We start from the raw sequence: 16,269 nt of genomic DNA on the forward strand, positions 1-16,269 counted from the left end.
ATCTTTAATTCATATCTGCTATAGTCCTTACAACCCACGCTTCTTCCACCATTCGCCTGTCCAAAATTCAGCTGGTACTTTACTTCTCTCTTCTCCAATTGGATCAGTAATATTATATTCTTTCTCTAAAATATCATACCATTCATCTGAAAGTTCTTTTGGTAATTTAGTACCACACCATGGGCAATATTGTATATAACAACCTATGTCTTTTCCATGCACGGTCATATATTCCCGATGAGGTGGGTAATATTCAATAATTGTTTCTTCGGTCCTAGTATCATAAAGGGATATAAACCTACCATCTTTTTTACTAGGAAAATTTTGACAACAAAATTTCATCTTATTATTTTTTTTACTATTCTATTTACAACCATATCACCTATTCTATAAAAAGTCTGGATTCCGCACCTAAAGCACTACTGTACGAACGTTGAAAAAAGGCTGTGTCATGCCGTGACTTGATCACGGCATCCAGGAAAATAAAGCCATATTAGACTTATTTTAGAGTCTTTTTATGATATTATAAGCTGGATTCCGTGGTCGTAGCCACGGAATGACAGAATTTTTACCTCTTTATTTAAACGTTCGTACACTAGAGCACCTAAAGCAGGAATGACAGAGCGTGCTTTAATTATCCATGCAACAACGCTTTATTATAGAGGCGTCACGCTCTAATCATTCTTAAATAAATTTTTAGGCATTCTATAATAAATAGTTTTATAAAACTTATCACTTTGTGGGAATTTACGTTGCCGGATAGAAAAACTGCCGAAACCTCTTATTTCAATTCGCTTTTCCTCTTTAAGCGATCGCTGTAAATAATCTAAAACTAGCTTTACCGAATCTACAATATCTTCTTTAGAAAGATAATTTAATTCATTATGTATTTTATCAATAAGATGTGCCTTAGAATGAGATTTAGAGGAAGATTTAGTAGCCATTATTGAAAATTGCCTGCATTAAAAATTGCTTTTGCTCCGTGAAAATTATTTTTAAAGAAACTTGGGACAATATTATCAAAATCCTCAAAAATCATTTCAAATAATTTAGGTTTCGGTTTTAGTTTAAACTCTTTTATCTCTAACTCCGGACTAATCTTTCTAACATCATATAACCATTTTAATGCCGTATCTTCGGAGCCGACACTATCCACTAAATTGAGCTTTAAAGCTTGGCGCCCTGAATATATTCTACCGTCTGCTATTTTTTTCACCTCTACAAGCGGAATTTTTCGACGTAATACGACAAGCTCAATGAAATAATCATAGGTATCATAAATATTTTCCATTATAGCAATACGCACGGCTTCCGTAACTTTTTCGGTGGGATTCGGAACGGCTTTTAGTTCACCCGATTTAAAGCTAATAAACTTAATTCCTAATTTTTCAGCCAAATCCGTAACTTCGGCAGTTTGTAGTATCACACCGATTGAGCCGGTAATCGTGCCGTTATGACTCACTATATAATCACCGCCGAGAGATATTAAATAGCCGCCGCTTGCCGCCATCGTTCCCATGACTATCACCACCGGTTTTTTCTCGGATATTTTACGTAAGATATTATAAATTTTCTCTGACCCTACTACCGTTCCACCCGGTGAATTAACGTTAACTATCAACGCTTTAATTTGCGTATCATTAATTATTTTTTTGAGTTTTTTATCACGCTTTGCATCTTCAAGAATTATACCGTCTATTAGTATTGAAGCTATATATTCCTGATTAATAGACAAGTTATCTTTCGATATAAAATTTTTACCGAGAATAGCAACTAAAACTATGATCAATAAAATCGCAATTAATTTCCAAATTAACAATTGTGATTTCTTCTGTCTTCTTTCAATTAAGTAATCAGGGCTTATATTCATTGCTTGCTTAATATTATTTAAAAAATATCTATCTGCTCAAATGCAAGTGGTATTACTCTAGTGGCGCGAAGAGTATTGTTGTGTAGAACGTTAAACGTCATTGCGCGGCGGGACGAAGTCTAGAGCGGCAATCCAGGAAAAAATAGCAAAAAATGCTATGAAAATTATTATTTTCTAGATTGCCGCGCTCCTTCCAGTCGCAGCTTTGTTGCATGGCTAATAATTTACCGTATTATGGTTATTATAAGTACGGTGTCATACCGTGGCTTGACCACGGTATCCAGAAAAACCTTAATAAAAAGACTGGATGCCGTGGTCAAGCCACGGCATGACACCGAAACACTTTACAAAAATTCGAGCCAGACAACAACGCTCTTAAAAAAACATTAGAAATTATATAATTTTAAGTCAACAAAAAATTACCGTTTTATTAAAAAATATTATTAAACAACCTTAAGAGTCATTACGTCCTTTATATTTTTCATCCTCTTCAGCAACCTCATTTGCTTTGTTTTTTGATTCTTTAAATAAATATTCTATTTCTTTTTCAGTTTTTTCTGAACTATCTATAAAATATTTTAACGGAATATTTAAAATTTTTGCAAAAACATATAGCCTACTTACCGGTATTTTACTTAATCCTTCTTCGTATTTTTGTATTTGCTGAGTACTTATATCAATAGCTTTACCTAAATCTTTTTGGCTTACTCCCAAAGCAATGCGTCGTTGTTTTAGGCGCTCGCTAACAATCTTCTCAACATGTTTTCTTGATTTGTTCATCTTTATAATTAATTTAATTATTGAAATGTTTATTCAACTTTAGATGTATTATAATGATAGTTTTTTCTTAATCAAGTAACTTATTAAAAAATTTTTTATTTTTGTCTACGTATTATTCTGTTTATTAGATAATGAGTTGATAACATAGCAATAATAACTATTAAAATGCATTTATTGCCAAATCGTGAATATATAGTAGGATAATTGATTTTCTGAGGAATTAATCCGTCTATATAACCGATTTTATTTAAGTCTAATTTCTTTATTATGCGCCCTAAAGGGTCAATTATAGAGGAAATACCGTTATTTGCTACCCTAATCATAGGCAAACCGTTTTCCACGGCTCTGCTGCGACTAATTTGAAAATGCTGATAAGGGCCGCTCGATTCACCGTACCAAGCATCGTTAGTAATATTAATTATCAAATCGGCAATTTTATTTGAAGTACGAACAAAATCCGGAAAAATCGATTCATAACAAATAAGCGGTTTGATTTTAAGATTAAGCTTTTCAAGGTAAACAAGCTCTCTTTTTCCTTCGGTATAATCAACAAATCCGTGTGTTAGTTTTTTAAAGGGCAATATATTTTTTAAAGGCATATATTCCCCGAACGGGACTAAGTGAGATTTATGATATTCAAATAATTTACTACCGTTTTTTGCGACTGCATACATACTAGTATAAAGCTCAAAATCATCGCCCGGCTCCTCGTTACTATCTACTCCGCCGGTAATTAAAATTGCTTTAGACGGTCTTAACATTTTCAATAATTCAGACTTTACTTCCGGTTGATTAAAGGGAACTACTAATGCTGCTTCCGACCAAATAATTAAGTCGGCGGAAGAATCTTCGGATAATTTAATATGTAGCATTAAATTCTGCCAAAACTCGCCTGCATCCCATTTAGCGGTTTGCGCAATACTCGGTTGTATTAAGCGTACTTTGATATCGGAAAAATGAGTAGGATTATTATCTAATCTAACTTTGCCGTAAATAGTGATGATTGCTATTATAATAATCGAATTAATTAGTAATATTTTTAATTGCTTGTACTGCTTAGTGAATAACGGATAAAAACTAGTGGAAATATAAATCACGATAAAGCTAAGCCCGTATATCCCTATTATACTAACGGCTTGAATTAATATATCCGAAAATGAAAAAGCATAGCCTATAAGATTCCAAGGAAGACCGGTAAATATCCATGACCTAACCCACTCGAATAATATCCAATATAAACAAAATATAAATTGATAATATTCATTATCTCTCACAAAAAAACTACATATACAGCTAGCCGAAATAAAACAAGCTAAGATAAGCGGTAACCCTATTAACGCAAACGGAATAGCCCACCAAAATTCTTCAATATAAACACTAATCCCAAGGCTAATCCAATACATACCGACCAAAAAATGCCCGAAACCGAATATAAAACTAACTATTGCCGCTTGCTGCCAATTTTTGCAGCTCTTAACCTGATAGCATAGATACGATAAAGTAAAGAGTAGCGGCAAAAAAAATGTCGGTGCAAAAACAAGCCCGCTAAGCATGCCGAGTAATAAAGAGGTTATTCTAGAGTTGAGCATATTATTTAATTTTGAAGTAATGTATATTTGCATAATTTCGAGAATTGAAAACCGTCACCCCATGACTTGATCGGCGTTGTTGCATGGCTCTAAAAAAGTGCCGTATGTCATTCCCGCGCAGGCGGGAATCCAGACTTTTTATTGTCATGCTGAACTTGTTTGCCGCATCTTTTTTAGTATATCCTGAAATAAATTCAGGATGACTTAAAAATATTTCCTGGATTCCCGCCTGCGCGGGAATGACATCAACCGCAACTTTTAAACTACCTTAGAAATTTGGTATATATAATTATTTACAAAATAATACATCATGCTATCATTCCAGCAAGGTTTTAATTATTTAAATAGAGGTAATAAATGTCAACTAACTTAGCGAGATTATTAGAAGGAAAAAAAGGGTTAATTACCGGCATTGCAAATAACATGTCCCTATCTTGGGCAATTGCTCAATTAGCCAAAAAACATGGGGCAAGGCTTGGTTTTACTTATCAATCGGAAATCCTTGAAAAACGCATAATGCCTTTAGCTGAAGAAGTAGATTGCGATTTTGTAACAATGTGTAATGTTACGGATGAAAATTCAATTAATAAGTTATTTGAAATTATTAAAGAAAAATGGGGAACATTTGACTTTCTCGTTCATTCTATGGCCTTTGCCGATAGAAATGAGTTAAAAGGGCGTTATATCGACACGAGCTTAGCCAATTTCCTAAATTCAATGAATATATCCTGTTACTCCCTTACAACATTTGCAAAACATGCAGAGCCTTTAATGACTGACAAGGGAAGTATTATAACGTTAACTTATTACGGTGCTGCAAAAGTAATCCCTAATTATAATGTTATGGGAGTCGCTAAAGCTGCATTAGAAGCAAGCGTTAAATATCTGGCAAGCGACATGGGTAGGAATAACATCAGAGTAAACGCTATTTCGGCAGGACCGATTAAAACCCTTGCAGCTAGCGGTATTAGCGACTTTAATTCTATGCTTACCTCTCATGAAGCAAATTCACCGTTACGCCGGAACACTTCAGGGCAGGATGTAGCAGGAGCGGCGGTATATTTATTAAGCGAGCTATCTTCAGGCGTTACCGGTGAAATACATTATGTCGATTGCGGTTATAATATAATGGGCAGTAATAAGATTAAGGATTAGGCTGTATTTTTGTCGTTTTATACTTTTGTACTTTTTCAAAAATTTCGTTATTATCATGCCGTGACTTGACCCACTACTGTACGAACGTTTAAATAAAGAGGTAAAAATTCTGTCATTCCGTGGCTACGACCACGGAATCCAGCTTATAATATCATAAAAAGATTCTAAAATAAGTCTAATATGGCTTTATTTTCCTGGATGCCGTGATCAAGTCACGGCATGACACAGCCTTTTTTCAACGTTCGTACAATAGTGGACTTGACCACGGCATCCAGTTTTTTTAGGTCTTTTCTGTCACCCCGTGGTCAAGCCAGCTTTGTTGCATGGCTACCGGAATCGTCATTGCGAGCGACTGGAGGCGTTGTTGCGTGGTTCTAAAAAAGTGCCTATGTCATTCCCGCGAAAGCGGGAATCTAGATTTTTCTCTGTCATGCTGAACTTGTTTCAGCATCTCATGTAATAGATCCTGAAATAAATTCAGGATGACTATAATTCTTCTAGATTCCCGCTTTCGCGGGAATGACATCGAAAATTCGAGCTTTGCAACAACGTCGGTCAAGCCATGGTATGACAATAATATACTCCCGCTAAATTCAATATTTAAAAATACCCATGATTATTATAAATAACCTAGCTATGAGCTATGGTGCGAAAATATTATTTACCGACGTAAATCTTCACATAAAAAAAGGCAATAGATACGGGCTTGTCGGAGCTAACGGTGCAGGAAAAACTACCTTTTTTAAGGTTTTACTAAAAGAAGAAGAACCGGCTTTCGGTGAAATTAGTATTTCTAGAAACTCCAAAGTCGGCTGTTTAAAACAAGATCAATTTCGCTATGAAAATACGTTAATTATAGATACCGTAATTGCCGGCAAAGAAGAATTATGGAATGCCTTACAAGAAAAAAATAAATTACTTGAAAAAGTGGAATGTGATGAAAAAACAGGCTTTAGACTCGGTGAACTTGAGCAAATAATATATGATAATGACGGCTATACGGCAGAAATTTTTGCTGCAGAATTATTAGTTGGTCTCGGCATAAAAGAAGAATATCACTATCAACCGCTTTCGGTATTATCGGGCGGCTACAAGCTTCGAGTATTACTTGCTCAAGGGCTATTTAATAATCCTGATATATTATTACTTGATGAACCGACCAATCACCTTGATATAATTTCTATTTACTGGTTAGAGAATTACTTAAAAACTTTATTTAGAGGTACTTTAGTTTTTATCTCTCATGACCGCATGTATGGACCTCCCCAATAATGCAAGAAAAAAATAATATTTAATAGTCAACAAGCAAATGCAGTCATGTATTCGGCTTATAATTGATAAATTACTTTAAATTTATCACTTTAAATTTATCAATTAGCCCTGATGGAATTCGCTACCTACTAACTTTTACTTATCACTTTTCCGGCTTCATTAGAGCCTGTGCGGTAATCAGTTTTTTTGTAGGTTAAGGTTTGTCTTATTTACCATCAATATTATTATCTCACGCATATTTCAGGTTGGAATATATTAGTCTCTATTTTAGAGTAATACTTATTAATATTTTATTTACTAAATTTTGTTAACTTATCAGTTACAAACTTTAGTTTCATTATAATCATTGCCGGTGCGTAATACTGCAAATACTACTCGTGCTAATTTATTCGCTATTGCAACAGTAGTTTTATTATGCCCACATCGTTCTAATAAATTAAACATCCATTTAGTAAATTTACTAAAATCTTTTTTATTTTTTTGTGCTTCAGTTGTAAACCTTAGCTTAGCATTTAATACCGCTCTTGCTCCTTGAATTAATAAAGTACGTAAATAAGTATCACCTCTCTTGCTTATACTAAGTAACCTTTCTTTACCTCCACTCGAATATTGTTTTGGTACTAAACCAAGCCAAGTTGATAATTGTCTACCATTACTAAAATTTTTTGCATTACCTATCGAAGCTATTAATGCTGTAGCAGTAATTAAACCTATACCGGGTATAGCTGTTAATCGTTTATATTCTTCTAACTCACCTGCTAGTATTTTTAATCTTTTTTCTAACTCTATTATTTTTTTATCATTATCTACAAATTCTTCTTTCAACTCGCTAAACGTTTGATAACTAAGACGGCTTAAAGTTTCACTATCTAAAATCTCTGTTAATTTACTGATAACTTTATTTATCCCTTGTGGAATAATTAAGCCAAATTCATACAATAATCCTCTAATCTCATTAGCTAGTGCAGTACGATTTCTTACTAGCCTTGCTCTTATTCTATGAATTGATAAAATATCCTGCTGCTCTACACTTTTGATTGGTACAAATCTCATATTTGGTCTCGCTACTGCTTCGCATATTGCTTCTGCATCAGCTTGGTCGTTCTTATTAGTTTTAACATATGGTTTTACAAATTGTGGTGCTATCAATTTAACCTCATGTCCTAATTTTGTTATTTCTCTTCCCCAATAATTAGCTCCGCCGCATGCCTCCATTCCTACTAAACATTTTGGTAAATTAGCTATAAAGCTTAATACTTGATCCCTAATCAATTTTTTCTTTAATATTGTCTTGCCGTTTTTATCTACTCCATGTATTTGAAAAATTCTTTTTGCAATATCTATGCCAATTGTGTTAACTTCCATTTGGACCTCCTTATTGTTGTCTAGGATTAATTTCCTATTCTAGAACTATAACTACTGTTATTGATTCTGTATATAGGGAGGTCCATTCCATTACTTTTCTTAATAATATTGCTAGTCATATTCTCGATATCGATTACGGTGAAATTAAGCCTTATACCGGCAATTATGATAATTTCATTCGAGAAAAACAATTAGTCGCCGAGCAGAAGCTTAGCGAACATGCTTTTTTAGAGAAAAAAATTGCTACAATGCAAGCAGGTATTGATAGATTTCGAGCCGGCACAAGAGCCAGACAAAGCGCATCAAAGGAAAAACAAATTGAAAAAATGCAACTACCGGATTTACAAAAATCTTCACGTATTAGTCCTGTCTTTAATTTTCAGCAAAATAGACCATCCGGAAAATTAGTATTAAAAGTTAATGATATCTCCAAAAGCTTTGCCGATAAAATAGTATTAAGTAAAGTGAATTTCACCGTTTCTAGAGGCGAAAAAATTATAATTATCGGTCCAAACGGCGTTGGAAAATCAACGCTTTTAAAAATTTTACTCGAAAAAATCCCGTCTGATTACGGTAGTTATGAATGGGGATATGAAACCCAAATTTCTTATTTTGCTCAAGACCATCATGAATTATTAAATGAAAATATTAGCATTCTTAACTGGTTAACAACTCAAGCCGAAACAGAGACTGATCGGACCATTCGCAGCACTTTAGGGCAAGTATTATTTCGTCAAGAAGAAGTGAATAAAAATATTCTAAGTTTAAGCGGCGGTGAAGGAGCAAGATTATTATTAGCGAAAATTATTCTAGAAAAAAGTAATGTCCTAGTACTTGATGAACCGACTAACCACTTAGATATCGAAGCTCGCAATACTTTAAAAGAAGCTTTAGTTAACTATGCAGGTACTTTAATCCTCGTTACTCATGATCGAGATTTTGCCGGCCATATTGCCACCAGAGTTATAGCTATTTCTCACAAATCTATAATAGATTTTAAAGGCAAATATGACGAATATTTAAGCAAATATAATAATGATTATTTGAATAGTAAGTGGGTAATAGATAATAAAAAATAACTAATGACATAAATCTTAATAATTGCTAGTATTTTATTGATATAATATTAATAATTATTAAACTTATATGAACTTATTAGAGCAATTACTTTTAGATAACAAAATATATCAAAATAAATTTAGACAAAATAAACTTTTCCAAATCGTTAAAGAAAATAAATTAAGTACCGACGCACAAAAAGAAAATTTTCTTAATTACTTTCAAATATGGTCAGATGAGTTTCAAAAAATGATTCTGGCAAGAATAGTCTTTTCTGAAGGCAAAAGCTATTCTAACCTTGGATGGCAGCATTTAGAAGAAGAATTCGGTCACAATTTACAGCTTTTAAGGAGCCGTAAAAATTATGCAGCTGTCGAAGACCCTGTTTTTGAAGCATTAGCTAGTTGGTTTACTATGAAAATGTTAACGCTTAGCGATGCTGAGCGAACCGTACTGATCCATTTAGTAATAGAATCCTGCGCTACTATATTTTATGAATATTTAGGACCTATCTTTTTAGATAATAAAGAAGAAGAACATTTTAATACTCACCAGGAACTTGATCCGGAGCATGAACAAATCGGCATAGATTTACTAAGAAAAATGAATATTACAGACTTGTCTTTAATAACCGTTCAAAAAAAAGGCTGGGCGATGATTGAAGCTTTATTTACCCGCCTTGCCGAGAATTGTTTGAAATAGTTTTAAAATGATAGAAAAAAATAAACAAGTAAAAAAATTAATAAAATTAGTAAATAATATTTTTGGTAATGATATTTTTACTGTAGTGAATTATTGGTGTGATGAATCTTCGATTGGATTAAAAAAAGATAATAAACTAATTTACGTATGTATTTACAATAAAAATGGTTATTTCTATGAAAGTGAAATTTTGTTAGATGATCCTGAAGAACCTTATATAGTACAAGATAGCAAGAATGTCTCTGAAGAACAATTATTAGAAGTAATTAGTAAATTTTTTGAAATAGAAAGAAAAAAACTTAATTAATAGCGTCCTACCGAGACATAACTAGCTTTGTTGCATGGCTTAATAAAAAGCAGCAATATGTCATTCCTGCCTGACATTATTGCGTGGATTAGAAAATAGTAATTTTTGCTCATTTTTGCAAAGCGTTCTGTTGTCATACCGTGACTTGATCCACTACTGTACGAACGTTTAAATAAAGAGGTAAAAATTCTGTCATTCCGTGGCTACGACCACGGAATCCAGCTTATAATATCATAAAAAGATTCTAAAATAAGTCTAATATTGCTTTATTTTCCTGGATGCCGTGATCAAGTCACGGCATGACACAGCCTTTTTTCAACGTTCGTACAGTAGTGGACTTGATCACGGTATCCAGTCTTTTTATCAAATTTTTTTCTGGATCCCGTGGTCGAAGCCGCGAGATGACATCATTTTATATGCTATTACCTATCTACGCAACAATGCCTTGCGAGAATGACATTATTGACGCTTTGGGGTATCCACGCAACAAATTAAATGATAGTTATTTCATCATTTCCTGATAAAACTACCCATGGATCTTCGGGATCGTCTAATACTTGATAATTGAAATTAGGAACTTCATCAATATTATATATTCTATTTTCTGGAATCTCTATTTTAAGATGATCAGCTAATTTAGAAAAAGCATTATCCTTTGCCCATTTTTCTCTTACATCCTTAGGAAGTTGTTTATAATATTTTTCGATTTCTGCAACATTACCAAGTTCCCCTACAGAAAGTGTTTGTAATAATTCTTTTTTATATGCTTCCTTAGTACGGCCAACAAGCAAAATGGAACCAATCGCTAACGGCACTGCTATCCATCCAAACAATGTTACTACTCCTACAGTTGCGACGTTTATACCTAATGCACCGAGTTCTATTACTGCTTCTTTATTTTGTATATAGCTGTTATAGGACTTGTTAAGTTCTTCAATAATAAGCTTATAATTTGTATCTTTATCTAAATCTTCCTCAACTTTCATAAATATTTATCTCTAATAAAATTAAATAGATTCCGTAGAGTCTAGTAGCATTGTTGCATGGATAGTTAAAAACGCTTTCGATGTCATTCCCGCGCAGGCGGGAATCCGGAAAAATTATAGTCATCCTGAATTTATTTCAGAATATCTTGAATTAGATGCGGCAAACTTGTTCAGCATGACAAAGAAAAGCCTAGATTCCTGCGTTTGCGGGAATGACATCCTTTTTGTGACAATTTTTGATCCATGCAACAACGCTGAGTCTAGTAAAAGATAAATTTTATTATTCGTCAAAAATTTGTTTAATAATTGTGTTAGTTTATTTTTTACTAGTGATTGAAAAACCATAGCTACTGAGTTAGCTCTTCATTCTGCTGTTCTACCGGCTCTATACCGTATAACGATATCATTCGCTCAATTACCCTACCGGCGGTGGGCGTAGCAGTCCAGCTGGCTGTTGCAAAGCCAAAGCTTTCTTTTGTCCCTTTCGGTTCATCAAACCTGATAAAAATAACATATTGCGGGTTAGATACGGGCAGTACACCTAAAAATGAGGAGGCTCTACTATTTTTTAGATATTTCTTTTTGCCGCCAAGGCCTTGTGAAAGCTTTTCCGCCGTACCGGTCTTACCGCCGACAAGATAGCCTTTTACTTCCGCTCTTTTGCCGTTACCGTCTTTTACTACCGATCTAAATAATTTCCTCATTTGGTTAGAGGTGTTTTCACTAAAAACCCTAGTTCCTACCGGATTATTTCCTTTTCTCTTTAACAATGTAAGATCATGTAACATACCGCCATTTACCACCGGTAACATTGCTTTAACAAAATGCAAGGGGCTAATTGAAATACTATAACCGTAAGACATAGTAGCACTTGTTAATTCGTTCCATCTTTTTTCAGACGGAAAAAGTGGAGTGCCTCGTTCCGGTAACTCTATCTGCAACTGATCTAACAAGCCTAATTTCTTTAAATATTCTTTAAAATCTTTTTTACCGATTTCCAGCATAATTTGACTTGTGCCGATATTTGAGGAATGCAGAAAAATCTCAGGCACGCTATGCCATCCCTGCCTCGGTGTATAATCCTTAATCTGAAATCCTCCGACCTTCATGTAGCTTATATCATACGCATCATTCATAGTTATCGAATTAGTATCGAAGCCAACCGCCATCGTTAATGATTTAAAGACCGAACCCATTTCATAAATACCGAGGCTCGCCGTGTTAAACAACTCTTCCGGCTTGGCTAAATTAGGGTAATGAGGGTCAAAATCCGGTTTATTTACTAACGCTAAAATCTCTCCGTTATTCGGATTAGCAATAATCCCTACCGCTCCTATGGCGTTAAACTGTTTGAATGTTTTATCGATTTCTTCACTTAAGATATTTTGCAGCCTTATATCGATAGATAATTTAAGAGGTTCTTTTTGATTTCCCGGCTCGCTTAAATTTGGATCGGAGTTGGTCAAAAATTTATCGTAAGCAAGTTCAAGCCCGCTAAGACCCACAAGATCCCTACCCACATAACCCACAATATGAGATAATAAATTAGAAAAAGTATAAATTCGTTTTTGCTCTTCTTCAAATTCAAAACCCGGTAATCCTAAATTAGCAATTTTTTCTTGTTCTATCGGGGATAAATCTCTTTTTACCCAAACAAAACTTTTATTTGATTTAAGTTCTGCTAACAATTTTGTTTTATTAATTTCAGGTAATATTTCTGCCAATCTGTCTATTGAGGTTTTAGGATTGATAATTATTTGAGGGTTGGCAAATAATGAAGATGAAGGTACGTTAACCGCTAATAAATTATCGTTACGATCAACTATTTCTTTTCTAAATTGATTATGTTTTTTTGAATACCCGGCATTTTTATCATAGCCGTTTGTGGCAACTATTATTAAACGATAGGATAAACTACAAAAAAGGAAAGCAAAACCGCACATAACTATTATTAATCTTGCCTTGATGTTTTTGTTACAAACATTCCAATTGATAAGATTTTTGATAGCAGGTTTTAGCTTTTCTAAAGTTTTTTTCATATTACAGTGATGTCATTCCCGCGCAGGCGGGGCGTTGTTGCATGGCTCGAAATCCTTATAAAAAAACCCCGTCATTGCGAGGAGGGACGTAGTCTAGAGCGGCAATCCAGGAAAAAATAGCAAAAAATGCTATGAAACTTATTATTTTCTAGATTGCCGCGCTCCGCACAAATGCTCGCAATGACGTTTAGGGTATTCTTTAAAAGTACCGTGGTGTCATACCGTGGCTTGACCCACTACTGTACGAACGTTGAAAAAAGGCTGTGTCATGCCGTGACTTGATCACGGCATCCAGGAAAATAAAGCCATATTAGACTTATTTTAGAATCTTTTTATGATATTATAAGCTGGACTGAAGTGGTCGTAGCCACGGAATGATAGAATTTTTACCTCTTTATTTAAACGTTCGTACACTAGTGGGCTTGACCACGGTATCCAGCGTTGTCGTCATCCTGAATTTATTTCAGGATCTACTCAAAAAGATGCTGAAACAAGTTCAGCATGACTTTTTGTTTCTGGATGCCGTGGTCACGCACGGCATGACACCATACTTGTAATACACCTCAAAAACCTAAACCTCATTCCTTTACTCTACTTGAAACGGTTTGAACATATTTACTATTAACAATTTTTTTATAACGCCATTTATTACCGCCCCCGGAAATTTTAGAAATATTAATATTTTGATTAAATTTCACATATTGCACATCATTCGGAGCTAACGGGTCTTTTATCATCTGAGAAGATTTAATAGTGTCCAATTGCAAATAAGCACCGGAGAGTTTTTTAAGTCTTGACGGTGAAATAAGATAGGCTTTTTCTGCTTTCAAAAGGTGGATATTATTGGTTTCGTCATTAATCTGTTTTAATACGCTACTCAATTGATAATCAAGTGTTGAAACTTTATTTTTAATACTAAACAAGATATAAATAGCAATAATTATTACCGTCAATACTAAATAATGAAATTTTTTAATACTCATATCTATTTTACCCCTGCACTTTTTCGGCAGCTCTAAGCTTTGCCGACCTAGAACGCGGATTTACGGAAGTTTCTTTATCTGAAGGATGTAGCGCTTTATTAGTAATAATTTTAAGCCATTTTTCCGGATTTACGATTACGGCAGATTCCTTTGCATATTTAGATTTAGCTACTATTTTTTCGGAATTTTCTCGAAAAAAACTTTTTACGATTCTATCTTCCAACGAATGAAAAGATACGATTATTAACCGCCCGTTTTTCTCTAATATATTACGCACATTTGCTAAAAATCCTTCAAGCTCTCCAAGTTCATTATTTACATAAATACGAATAGCTTGAAAAGTTTTAGTCGCCGAGTCAATTTTACCCTTTCTAAAACCGATACTATTATGGACTATTAAAGCTAATTTTGCCGTACTATCGATTCTTTCGTTTTTTCTATATTCAACAATTCTTTTTGCAATCCTTCGTGAGAAAGTCTCATCACCGTATTTATAAATAATATCGGCTATTTCCTGCTCTTCCGCGCTATTAATAAAATCCTCGGCACTAAATCCTTCGTTGCTCATTCTCATATCTAAAGGTCCGTCATGTGAAAATGAAAATCCCCTAGCCGCTATATCTAGCTGCATCGAAGACACACCTAAATCTAATATCACGCCGTTAAATTTTTTCTCACCTAATTTAGCAAAACTACCGGCAAAATTTGTTTCAATAAAATCAAACCTACCCGGATAATTTTTGGTAATTTCCGCAGCTCGCAACTTAACACTCGGATCACGATCCAAAGCCGTAACATAACAATTGCAGGAATTTAAAATTGCTTCGCTATATCCTCCTGCTCCAAAAGTACAGTCTAAATAAGATTCTCCGGCTTTTGGCTTCAGATTCTTTAGCACTTCCTGTAACATTACCGGCTTATGAGGTTGAGACATAACTAAATATTCTTTAAAGTCAATCGACTATTTTGAGCAATTTCTCTAGCATGCGCTAAATACTCTGCAAAATTTTGCGGTTGCCAAACTTCAAAAATCACTCCTTTACCGACAAAACAAGCTTGATCTTCAATACCTGCATGCTGCATTAAAGATTGCGGTAAAATAATTCTTCCCTCTCCGTCAAACGAAAGCTGCACAGCTTCCCCAAATATTATGGTCTCAAACGCATCACGCTCTTCGGAATAAGGATCAAGCGTCTCGATCATCTGCTTTAATTTCTCGATATGTGAAATACCGCAAGCCTCTATACAATTATTCCTAATCGACGGATAAGCAATTACACCGTTAAATAATTCTTTTCCTAGTACCGCACGGTAATTTGCCGGCACCGATACCCTGCTCTTTTTATCAACACCATTTACACACTTCGATAAAAATACATTCATTGGTATAATTTGGGTTAACTTGGGATTTAATGGAAAATTACAGAATATTATAGGAATATTATAGAGTCAAGAGGTTTTAATAGGTATGAGTTAAATTATTAACTTGTATTTTAACAAGTGAGTAACATATAATTGAAAAAATTTAAGGAAATTGAAATGCTAGTTATTAAAACTTATGATTATTTATCCATGCTAATACGAAAAATTATTAAGCAGAATAATATTATTAAAAAACGTAAAGCAGGCTATTGGAAAAATAAAGTGGTTATAAAAGAGGATTTTGATGACTTACCCGATGATTTTATGGATTTTTTTAAATAAATTTCTATCATATATTTACCTTGAAAATTCATATTATTTAATATATTAATTTAGCTTTAATAATAAGCGTGGGGGTTTTTATGTTTAGACAAAACAGCATTCCATTTATTGCGGACGAAAACGGCGTAATTCATATCCCAGAACAAATATCTAATCTTTCCATGATTCCCTTAAACTTTGAAGGTAATCAAAATATTCAAGAAGAACCTACTAATATTACGCCGGAAACATTGTTTGAACATTCTACGATCAGGATAACAAAAATGCTGCTCAACTTAAATCTCTTATTGAACAGGCTTTTGCTCAAGGCATTGACCCGAATATTACAGATAAATATGGTGGTAACCTTCTATCTTCTACTTATTACCTGAATTCTAAAGATATAACTCAATTTTTATTAAAAAAAGGGCTTAATCCTAATATTCAAGACATATTAGGATATACTCTTTTACATCATG

Annotated in this window: 27 protein-coding genes; 12 read left to right on the forward strand and 15 right to left on the reverse strand. The window is 33.9% G+C overall.

What is annotated here, in order from left to right; genetic code table 11:
- Positions 1–27 precede the first annotated feature (27 nt).
- The 3 genes from AAGD64_RS06655 to sppA form a co-directional block, all read right to left on the reverse strand.
- On the reverse strand, positions 28–342 hold the full coding sequence (locus AAGD64_RS06655; protein ID WP_341792830.1) for a DUF6980 family protein: 315 nt from the start codon (positions 340–342) through the stop codon (positions 28–30).
- Between the two features lie 332 nt (positions 343–674).
- Complete coding sequence (locus AAGD64_RS06660) at positions 675–944, reverse strand: HU family DNA-binding protein (RefSeq protein ID WP_253307483.1); 270 nt, start codon at positions 942–944, stop codon at positions 675–677.
- Positions 944–1,870, reverse strand: coding sequence for a signal peptide peptidase SppA (gene sppA / locus AAGD64_RS06665; RefSeq protein WP_341792831.1), 927 nt, complete (start codon positions 1,868–1,870; stop codon positions 944–946). Before sppA ends, AAGD64_RS06660 begins: the two co-directional genes overlap by 1 nt.
- 234 nt (positions 1,871–2,104) lie before the next feature.
- Between sppA and AAGD64_RS06670 the strand changes: the two genes are divergently transcribed.
- Complete coding sequence (locus AAGD64_RS06670; protein WP_341792832.1) at positions 2,105–2,260, forward strand: palindromic element RPE4 domain-containing protein; 156 nt, start codon at positions 2,105–2,107, stop codon at positions 2,258–2,260.
- A 63-nt stretch (positions 2,261–2,323) separates the two neighbouring features.
- Here AAGD64_RS06670 and AAGD64_RS06675 read toward each other — a convergent pair whose 3' ends face one another.
- Together AAGD64_RS06675 and lnt are read right to left on the reverse strand one after the other, a co-directional pair.
- Positions 2,324–2,650, reverse strand: coding sequence for a helix-turn-helix domain-containing protein (locus AAGD64_RS06675; RefSeq protein WP_253307481.1), 327 nt, complete (start codon positions 2,648–2,650; stop codon positions 2,324–2,326).
- Positions 2,651–2,745: 95 nt separating this feature from the next.
- Positions 2,746–4,239, reverse strand: coding sequence for an apolipoprotein N-acyltransferase (lnt, locus tag AAGD64_RS06680; protein ID WP_341792833.1), 1,494 nt, complete (start codon positions 4,237–4,239; stop codon positions 2,746–2,748).
- A 357-nt stretch (positions 4,240–4,596) separates the two neighbouring features.
- On the opposite strand from lnt, the gene fabI reads away from it, so the two are divergent.
- Both fabI and AAGD64_RS06690 read left to right on the forward strand, forming a co-directional pair.
- Entirely contained in the window at positions 4,597–5,394 is a 798-nt protein-coding gene (gene fabI, locus AAGD64_RS06685; RefSeq protein ID WP_253307479.1) for an enoyl-ACP reductase FabI, read from the forward strand.
- Between the two features lie 219 nt (positions 5,395–5,613).
- Positions 5,614–5,772, forward strand: coding sequence for a hypothetical protein (locus AAGD64_RS06690; RefSeq protein WP_341792834.1), 159 nt, complete (start codon positions 5,614–5,616; stop codon positions 5,770–5,772).
- Between the two features lie 13 nt (positions 5,773–5,785).
- Here AAGD64_RS06690 and AAGD64_RS06695 read toward each other — a convergent pair whose 3' ends face one another.
- A complete protein-coding gene (locus AAGD64_RS06695) occupies positions 5,786–5,968 on the reverse strand; it encodes a hypothetical protein (RefSeq protein WP_341792835.1) in 183 nt (60 codons plus the stop codon).
- A gap of 38 nt (positions 5,969–6,006) precedes the next feature.
- On the opposite strand from AAGD64_RS06695, the gene AAGD64_RS06700 reads away from it, so the two are divergent.
- Entirely contained in the window at positions 6,007–6,666 is a 660-nt protein-coding gene (locus AAGD64_RS06700; RefSeq protein ID WP_341792836.1) for an ATP-binding cassette domain-containing protein, read from the forward strand.
- Positions 6,667–6,981: 315 nt separating this feature from the next.
- Here the strand turns inward: AAGD64_RS06700 and AAGD64_RS06705 are convergent, their stop codons facing one another.
- On the reverse strand, positions 6,982–8,031 hold the full coding sequence (locus AAGD64_RS06705) for an IS110 family transposase (RefSeq protein WP_341792650.1): 1,050 nt from the start codon (positions 8,029–8,031) through the stop codon (positions 6,982–6,984).
- A gap of 176 nt (positions 8,032–8,207) precedes the next feature.
- Here AAGD64_RS06705 and AAGD64_RS06710 point away from each other — a divergent pair, with 176 nt between their 5' ends.
- From AAGD64_RS06710 to AAGD64_RS06720, 3 genes are all read left to right on the forward strand, one after another.
- The gene (locus tag AAGD64_RS06710; protein ID WP_341794177.1) at positions 8,208–9,110 is read left to right on the forward strand and encodes an ABC-F family ATP-binding cassette domain-containing protein; all 903 of its coding nucleotides are present in this window, start codon (positions 8,208–8,210) and stop codon (positions 9,108–9,110) included.
- Between the two features lie 67 nt (positions 9,111–9,177).
- Positions 9,178–9,792: a hypothetical protein gene (locus tag AAGD64_RS06715; RefSeq protein WP_341792837.1), complete on the forward strand. Its 615-nt coding sequence runs from the start codon at positions 9,178–9,180 to the stop codon at positions 9,790–9,792.
- Between the two features lie 7 nt (positions 9,793–9,799).
- The gene (locus AAGD64_RS06720) at positions 9,800–10,099 is read left to right on the forward strand and encodes a hypothetical protein (RefSeq protein WP_341792838.1); all 300 of its coding nucleotides are present in this window, start codon (positions 9,800–9,802) and stop codon (positions 10,097–10,099) included.
- On the opposite strand, the gene AAGD64_RS06725 is transcribed toward AAGD64_RS06720, so the two are convergent.
- On the reverse strand, positions 10,096–10,236 hold the full coding sequence (locus tag AAGD64_RS06725; RefSeq protein WP_341792839.1) for a hypothetical protein: 141 nt from the start codon (positions 10,234–10,236) through the stop codon (positions 10,096–10,098). The two genes, AAGD64_RS06720 and AAGD64_RS06725, sit on opposite strands and share 4 nt — an antisense overlap.
- A gap of 146 nt (positions 10,237–10,382) precedes the next feature.
- Between AAGD64_RS06725 and AAGD64_RS06730 the strand changes: the two genes are divergently transcribed.
- Positions 10,383–10,556, forward strand: a complete 174-nt coding sequence (locus AAGD64_RS06730) for a hypothetical protein (RefSeq protein ID WP_341792840.1) — start codon at positions 10,383–10,385, stop codon at positions 10,554–10,556.
- A 34-nt stretch (positions 10,557–10,590) separates the two neighbouring features.
- On the opposite strand, the gene AAGD64_RS06735 is transcribed toward AAGD64_RS06730, so the two are convergent.
- Genes AAGD64_RS06735 through AAGD64_RS06750 form a run of 4 tightly spaced genes read right to left on the reverse strand, consistent with a single transcriptional unit; the run spans position 10,591 to position 13,124 of the window.
- A complete protein-coding gene (locus tag AAGD64_RS06735; RefSeq protein WP_341792841.1) occupies positions 10,591–11,085 on the reverse strand; it encodes a hypothetical protein in 495 nt (164 codons plus the stop codon).
- Positions 11,075–11,209: a hypothetical protein gene (locus tag AAGD64_RS06740; protein ID WP_341792842.1), complete on the reverse strand. Its 135-nt coding sequence runs from the start codon at positions 11,207–11,209 to the stop codon at positions 11,075–11,077. Before AAGD64_RS06740 ends, AAGD64_RS06735 begins: the two co-directional genes overlap by 11 nt.
- Positions 11,206–11,376, reverse strand: coding sequence for a hypothetical protein (locus AAGD64_RS06745; protein ID WP_341792843.1), 171 nt, complete (start codon positions 11,374–11,376; stop codon positions 11,206–11,208). The genes AAGD64_RS06740 and AAGD64_RS06745 overlap by 4 nt, the downstream gene beginning before the upstream one ends.
- 56 nt (positions 11,377–11,432) lie before the next feature.
- Complete coding sequence (locus tag AAGD64_RS06750) at positions 11,433–13,124, reverse strand: peptidoglycan D,D-transpeptidase FtsI family protein (protein WP_253307474.1); 1,692 nt, start codon at positions 13,122–13,124, stop codon at positions 11,433–11,435.
- Between the two features lie 153 nt (positions 13,125–13,277).
- On the opposite strand from AAGD64_RS06750, the gene AAGD64_RS06755 reads away from it, so the two are divergent.
- Together AAGD64_RS06755 and AAGD64_RS06760 are read left to right on the forward strand one after the other, a co-directional pair.
- The gene (locus tag AAGD64_RS06755) at positions 13,278–13,406 is read left to right on the forward strand and encodes a hypothetical protein (protein WP_341792844.1); all 129 of its coding nucleotides are present in this window, start codon (positions 13,278–13,280) and stop codon (positions 13,404–13,406) included.
- Positions 13,407–13,498: 92 nt separating this feature from the next.
- Complete coding sequence (locus tag AAGD64_RS06760; protein WP_341792845.1) at positions 13,499–13,681, forward strand: hypothetical protein; 183 nt, start codon at positions 13,499–13,501, stop codon at positions 13,679–13,681.
- 21 nt (positions 13,682–13,702) lie between these two features.
- On the opposite strand, the gene AAGD64_RS06765 is transcribed toward AAGD64_RS06760, so the two are convergent.
- From AAGD64_RS06765 to mraZ, 3 genes are read right to left on the reverse strand one after another with little or no spacing between them, the layout of a single operon-like run.
- Positions 13,703–14,107: a hypothetical protein gene (locus tag AAGD64_RS06765; RefSeq protein ID WP_253307473.1), complete on the reverse strand. Its 405-nt coding sequence runs from the start codon at positions 14,105–14,107 to the stop codon at positions 13,703–13,705.
- Between the two features lie 7 nt (positions 14,108–14,114).
- Entirely contained in the window at positions 14,115–15,041 is a 927-nt protein-coding gene (gene rsmH / locus AAGD64_RS06770) for a 16S rRNA (cytosine(1402)-N(4))-methyltransferase RsmH (RefSeq protein ID WP_341792846.1), read from the reverse strand.
- Between the two features lie 2 nt (positions 15,042–15,043).
- Positions 15,044–15,490, reverse strand: a complete 447-nt coding sequence (mraZ, locus tag AAGD64_RS06775) for a division/cell wall cluster transcriptional repressor MraZ (protein WP_341792847.1) — start codon at positions 15,488–15,490, stop codon at positions 15,044–15,046.
- Between the two features lie 132 nt (positions 15,491–15,622).
- Here mraZ and AAGD64_RS06780 point away from each other — a divergent pair, with 132 nt between their 5' ends.
- Both AAGD64_RS06780 and AAGD64_RS06785 read left to right on the forward strand, forming a co-directional pair.
- Positions 15,623–15,811 (forward strand): hypothetical protein, encoded by a 189-nt coding sequence (locus AAGD64_RS06780; RefSeq protein ID WP_341792848.1) that lies wholly within the window; start codon positions 15,623–15,625, stop codon positions 15,809–15,811.
- Positions 15,812–15,891: 80 nt separating this feature from the next.
- Complete coding sequence (locus AAGD64_RS06785) at positions 15,892–16,182, forward strand: hypothetical protein (RefSeq protein ID WP_341792849.1); 291 nt, start codon at positions 15,892–15,894, stop codon at positions 16,180–16,182.
- The last annotated feature ends 87 nt before the right edge of the window (positions 16,183–16,269 follow it).

The sequence above is a fragment of the Rickettsia endosymbiont of Ceutorhynchus obstrictus genome (assembly GCF_964026565.1).
GTDB lineage: Bacteria > Pseudomonadota > Alphaproteobacteria > Rickettsiales > Rickettsiaceae > Rickettsia.

What these genes read in the sequence shown, in the direction of transcription:
- AAGD64_RS06720 (WP_341792838.1), top strand. Translation starts at nt 9,800, where the DNA reads ATGATAGAAAAAAATAAACAAGTAAAAAAATTAATAAAATTAGTAAAT.
- AAGD64_RS06735 (WP_341792841.1), bottom strand. Translation starts at nt 11,085, where the DNA reads ATGAAAGTTGAGGAAGATTTAGATAAAGATACAAATTATAAGCTTATT.
- AAGD64_RS06750 (WP_253307474.1), bottom strand. Translation starts at nt 13,124, where the DNA reads ATGAAAAAAACTTTAGAAAAGCTAAAACCTGCTATCAAAAATCTTATC.
- AAGD64_RS06705 (WP_341792650.1), bottom strand. Translation starts at nt 8,031, where the DNA reads ATGGAAGTTAACACAATTGGCATAGATATTGCAAAAAGAATTTTTCAA.
- AAGD64_RS06670 (WP_341792832.1), top strand. Translation starts at nt 2,105, where the DNA reads ATGGTTATTATAAGTACGGTGTCATACCGTGGCTTGACCACGGTATCC.
- lnt (WP_341792833.1), bottom strand. Translation starts at nt 4,239, where the DNA reads ATGCTCAACTCTAGAATAACCTCTTTATTACTCGGCATGCTTAGCGGG.
- fabI (WP_253307479.1), top strand. Translation starts at nt 4,597, where the DNA reads ATGTCAACTAACTTAGCGAGATTATTAGAAGGAAAAAAAGGGTTAATT.
- AAGD64_RS06660 (WP_253307483.1), bottom strand. Translation starts at nt 944, where the DNA reads ATGGCTACTAAATCTTCCTCTAAATCTCATTCTAAGGCACATCTTATT.
- mraZ (WP_341792847.1), bottom strand. Translation starts at nt 15,490, where the DNA reads ATGAATGTATTTTTATCGAAGTGTGTAAATGGTGTTGATAAAAAGAGC.
- AAGD64_RS06765 (WP_253307473.1), bottom strand. Translation starts at nt 14,107, where the DNA reads ATGAGTATTAAAAAATTTCATTATTTAGTATTGACGGTAATAATTATT.
- AAGD64_RS06655 (WP_341792830.1), bottom strand. Translation starts at nt 342, where the DNA reads ATGAAATTTTGTTGTCAAAATTTTCCTAGTAAAAAAGATGGTAGGTTT.
- AAGD64_RS06725 (WP_341792839.1), bottom strand. Translation starts at nt 10,236, where the DNA reads ATGACAACAGAACGCTTTGCAAAAATGAGCAAAAATTACTATTTTCTA.
- AAGD64_RS06700 (WP_341792836.1), top strand. Translation starts at nt 6,007, where the DNA reads ATGATTATTATAAATAACCTAGCTATGAGCTATGGTGCGAAAATATTA.
- AAGD64_RS06690 (WP_341792834.1), top strand. Translation starts at nt 5,614, where the DNA reads ATGACACAGCCTTTTTTCAACGTTCGTACAATAGTGGACTTGACCACG.
- AAGD64_RS06675 (WP_253307481.1), bottom strand. Translation starts at nt 2,650, where the DNA reads ATGAACAAATCAAGAAAACATGTTGAGAAGATTGTTAGCGAGCGCCTA.
- rsmH (WP_341792846.1), bottom strand. Translation starts at nt 15,041, where the DNA reads ATGTCTCAACCTCATAAGCCGGTAATGTTACAGGAAGTGCTAAAGAAT.
- AAGD64_RS06760 (WP_341792845.1), top strand. Translation starts at nt 13,499, where the DNA reads ATGATAGAATTTTTACCTCTTTATTTAAACGTTCGTACACTAGTGGGC.
- AAGD64_RS06785 (WP_341792849.1), top strand. Translation starts at nt 15,892, where the DNA reads ATGTTTAGACAAAACAGCATTCCATTTATTGCGGACGAAAACGGCGTA.
- AAGD64_RS06740 (WP_341792842.1), bottom strand. Translation starts at nt 11,209, where the DNA reads ATGACTATAATTTTTCCGGATTCCCGCCTGCGCGGGAATGACATCGAA.
- AAGD64_RS06715 (WP_341792837.1), top strand. Translation starts at nt 9,178, where the DNA reads ATGAACTTATTAGAGCAATTACTTTTAGATAACAAAATATATCAAAAT.
- sppA (WP_341792831.1), bottom strand. Translation starts at nt 1,870, where the DNA reads ATGAATATAAGCCCTGATTACTTAATTGAAAGAAGACAGAAGAAATCA.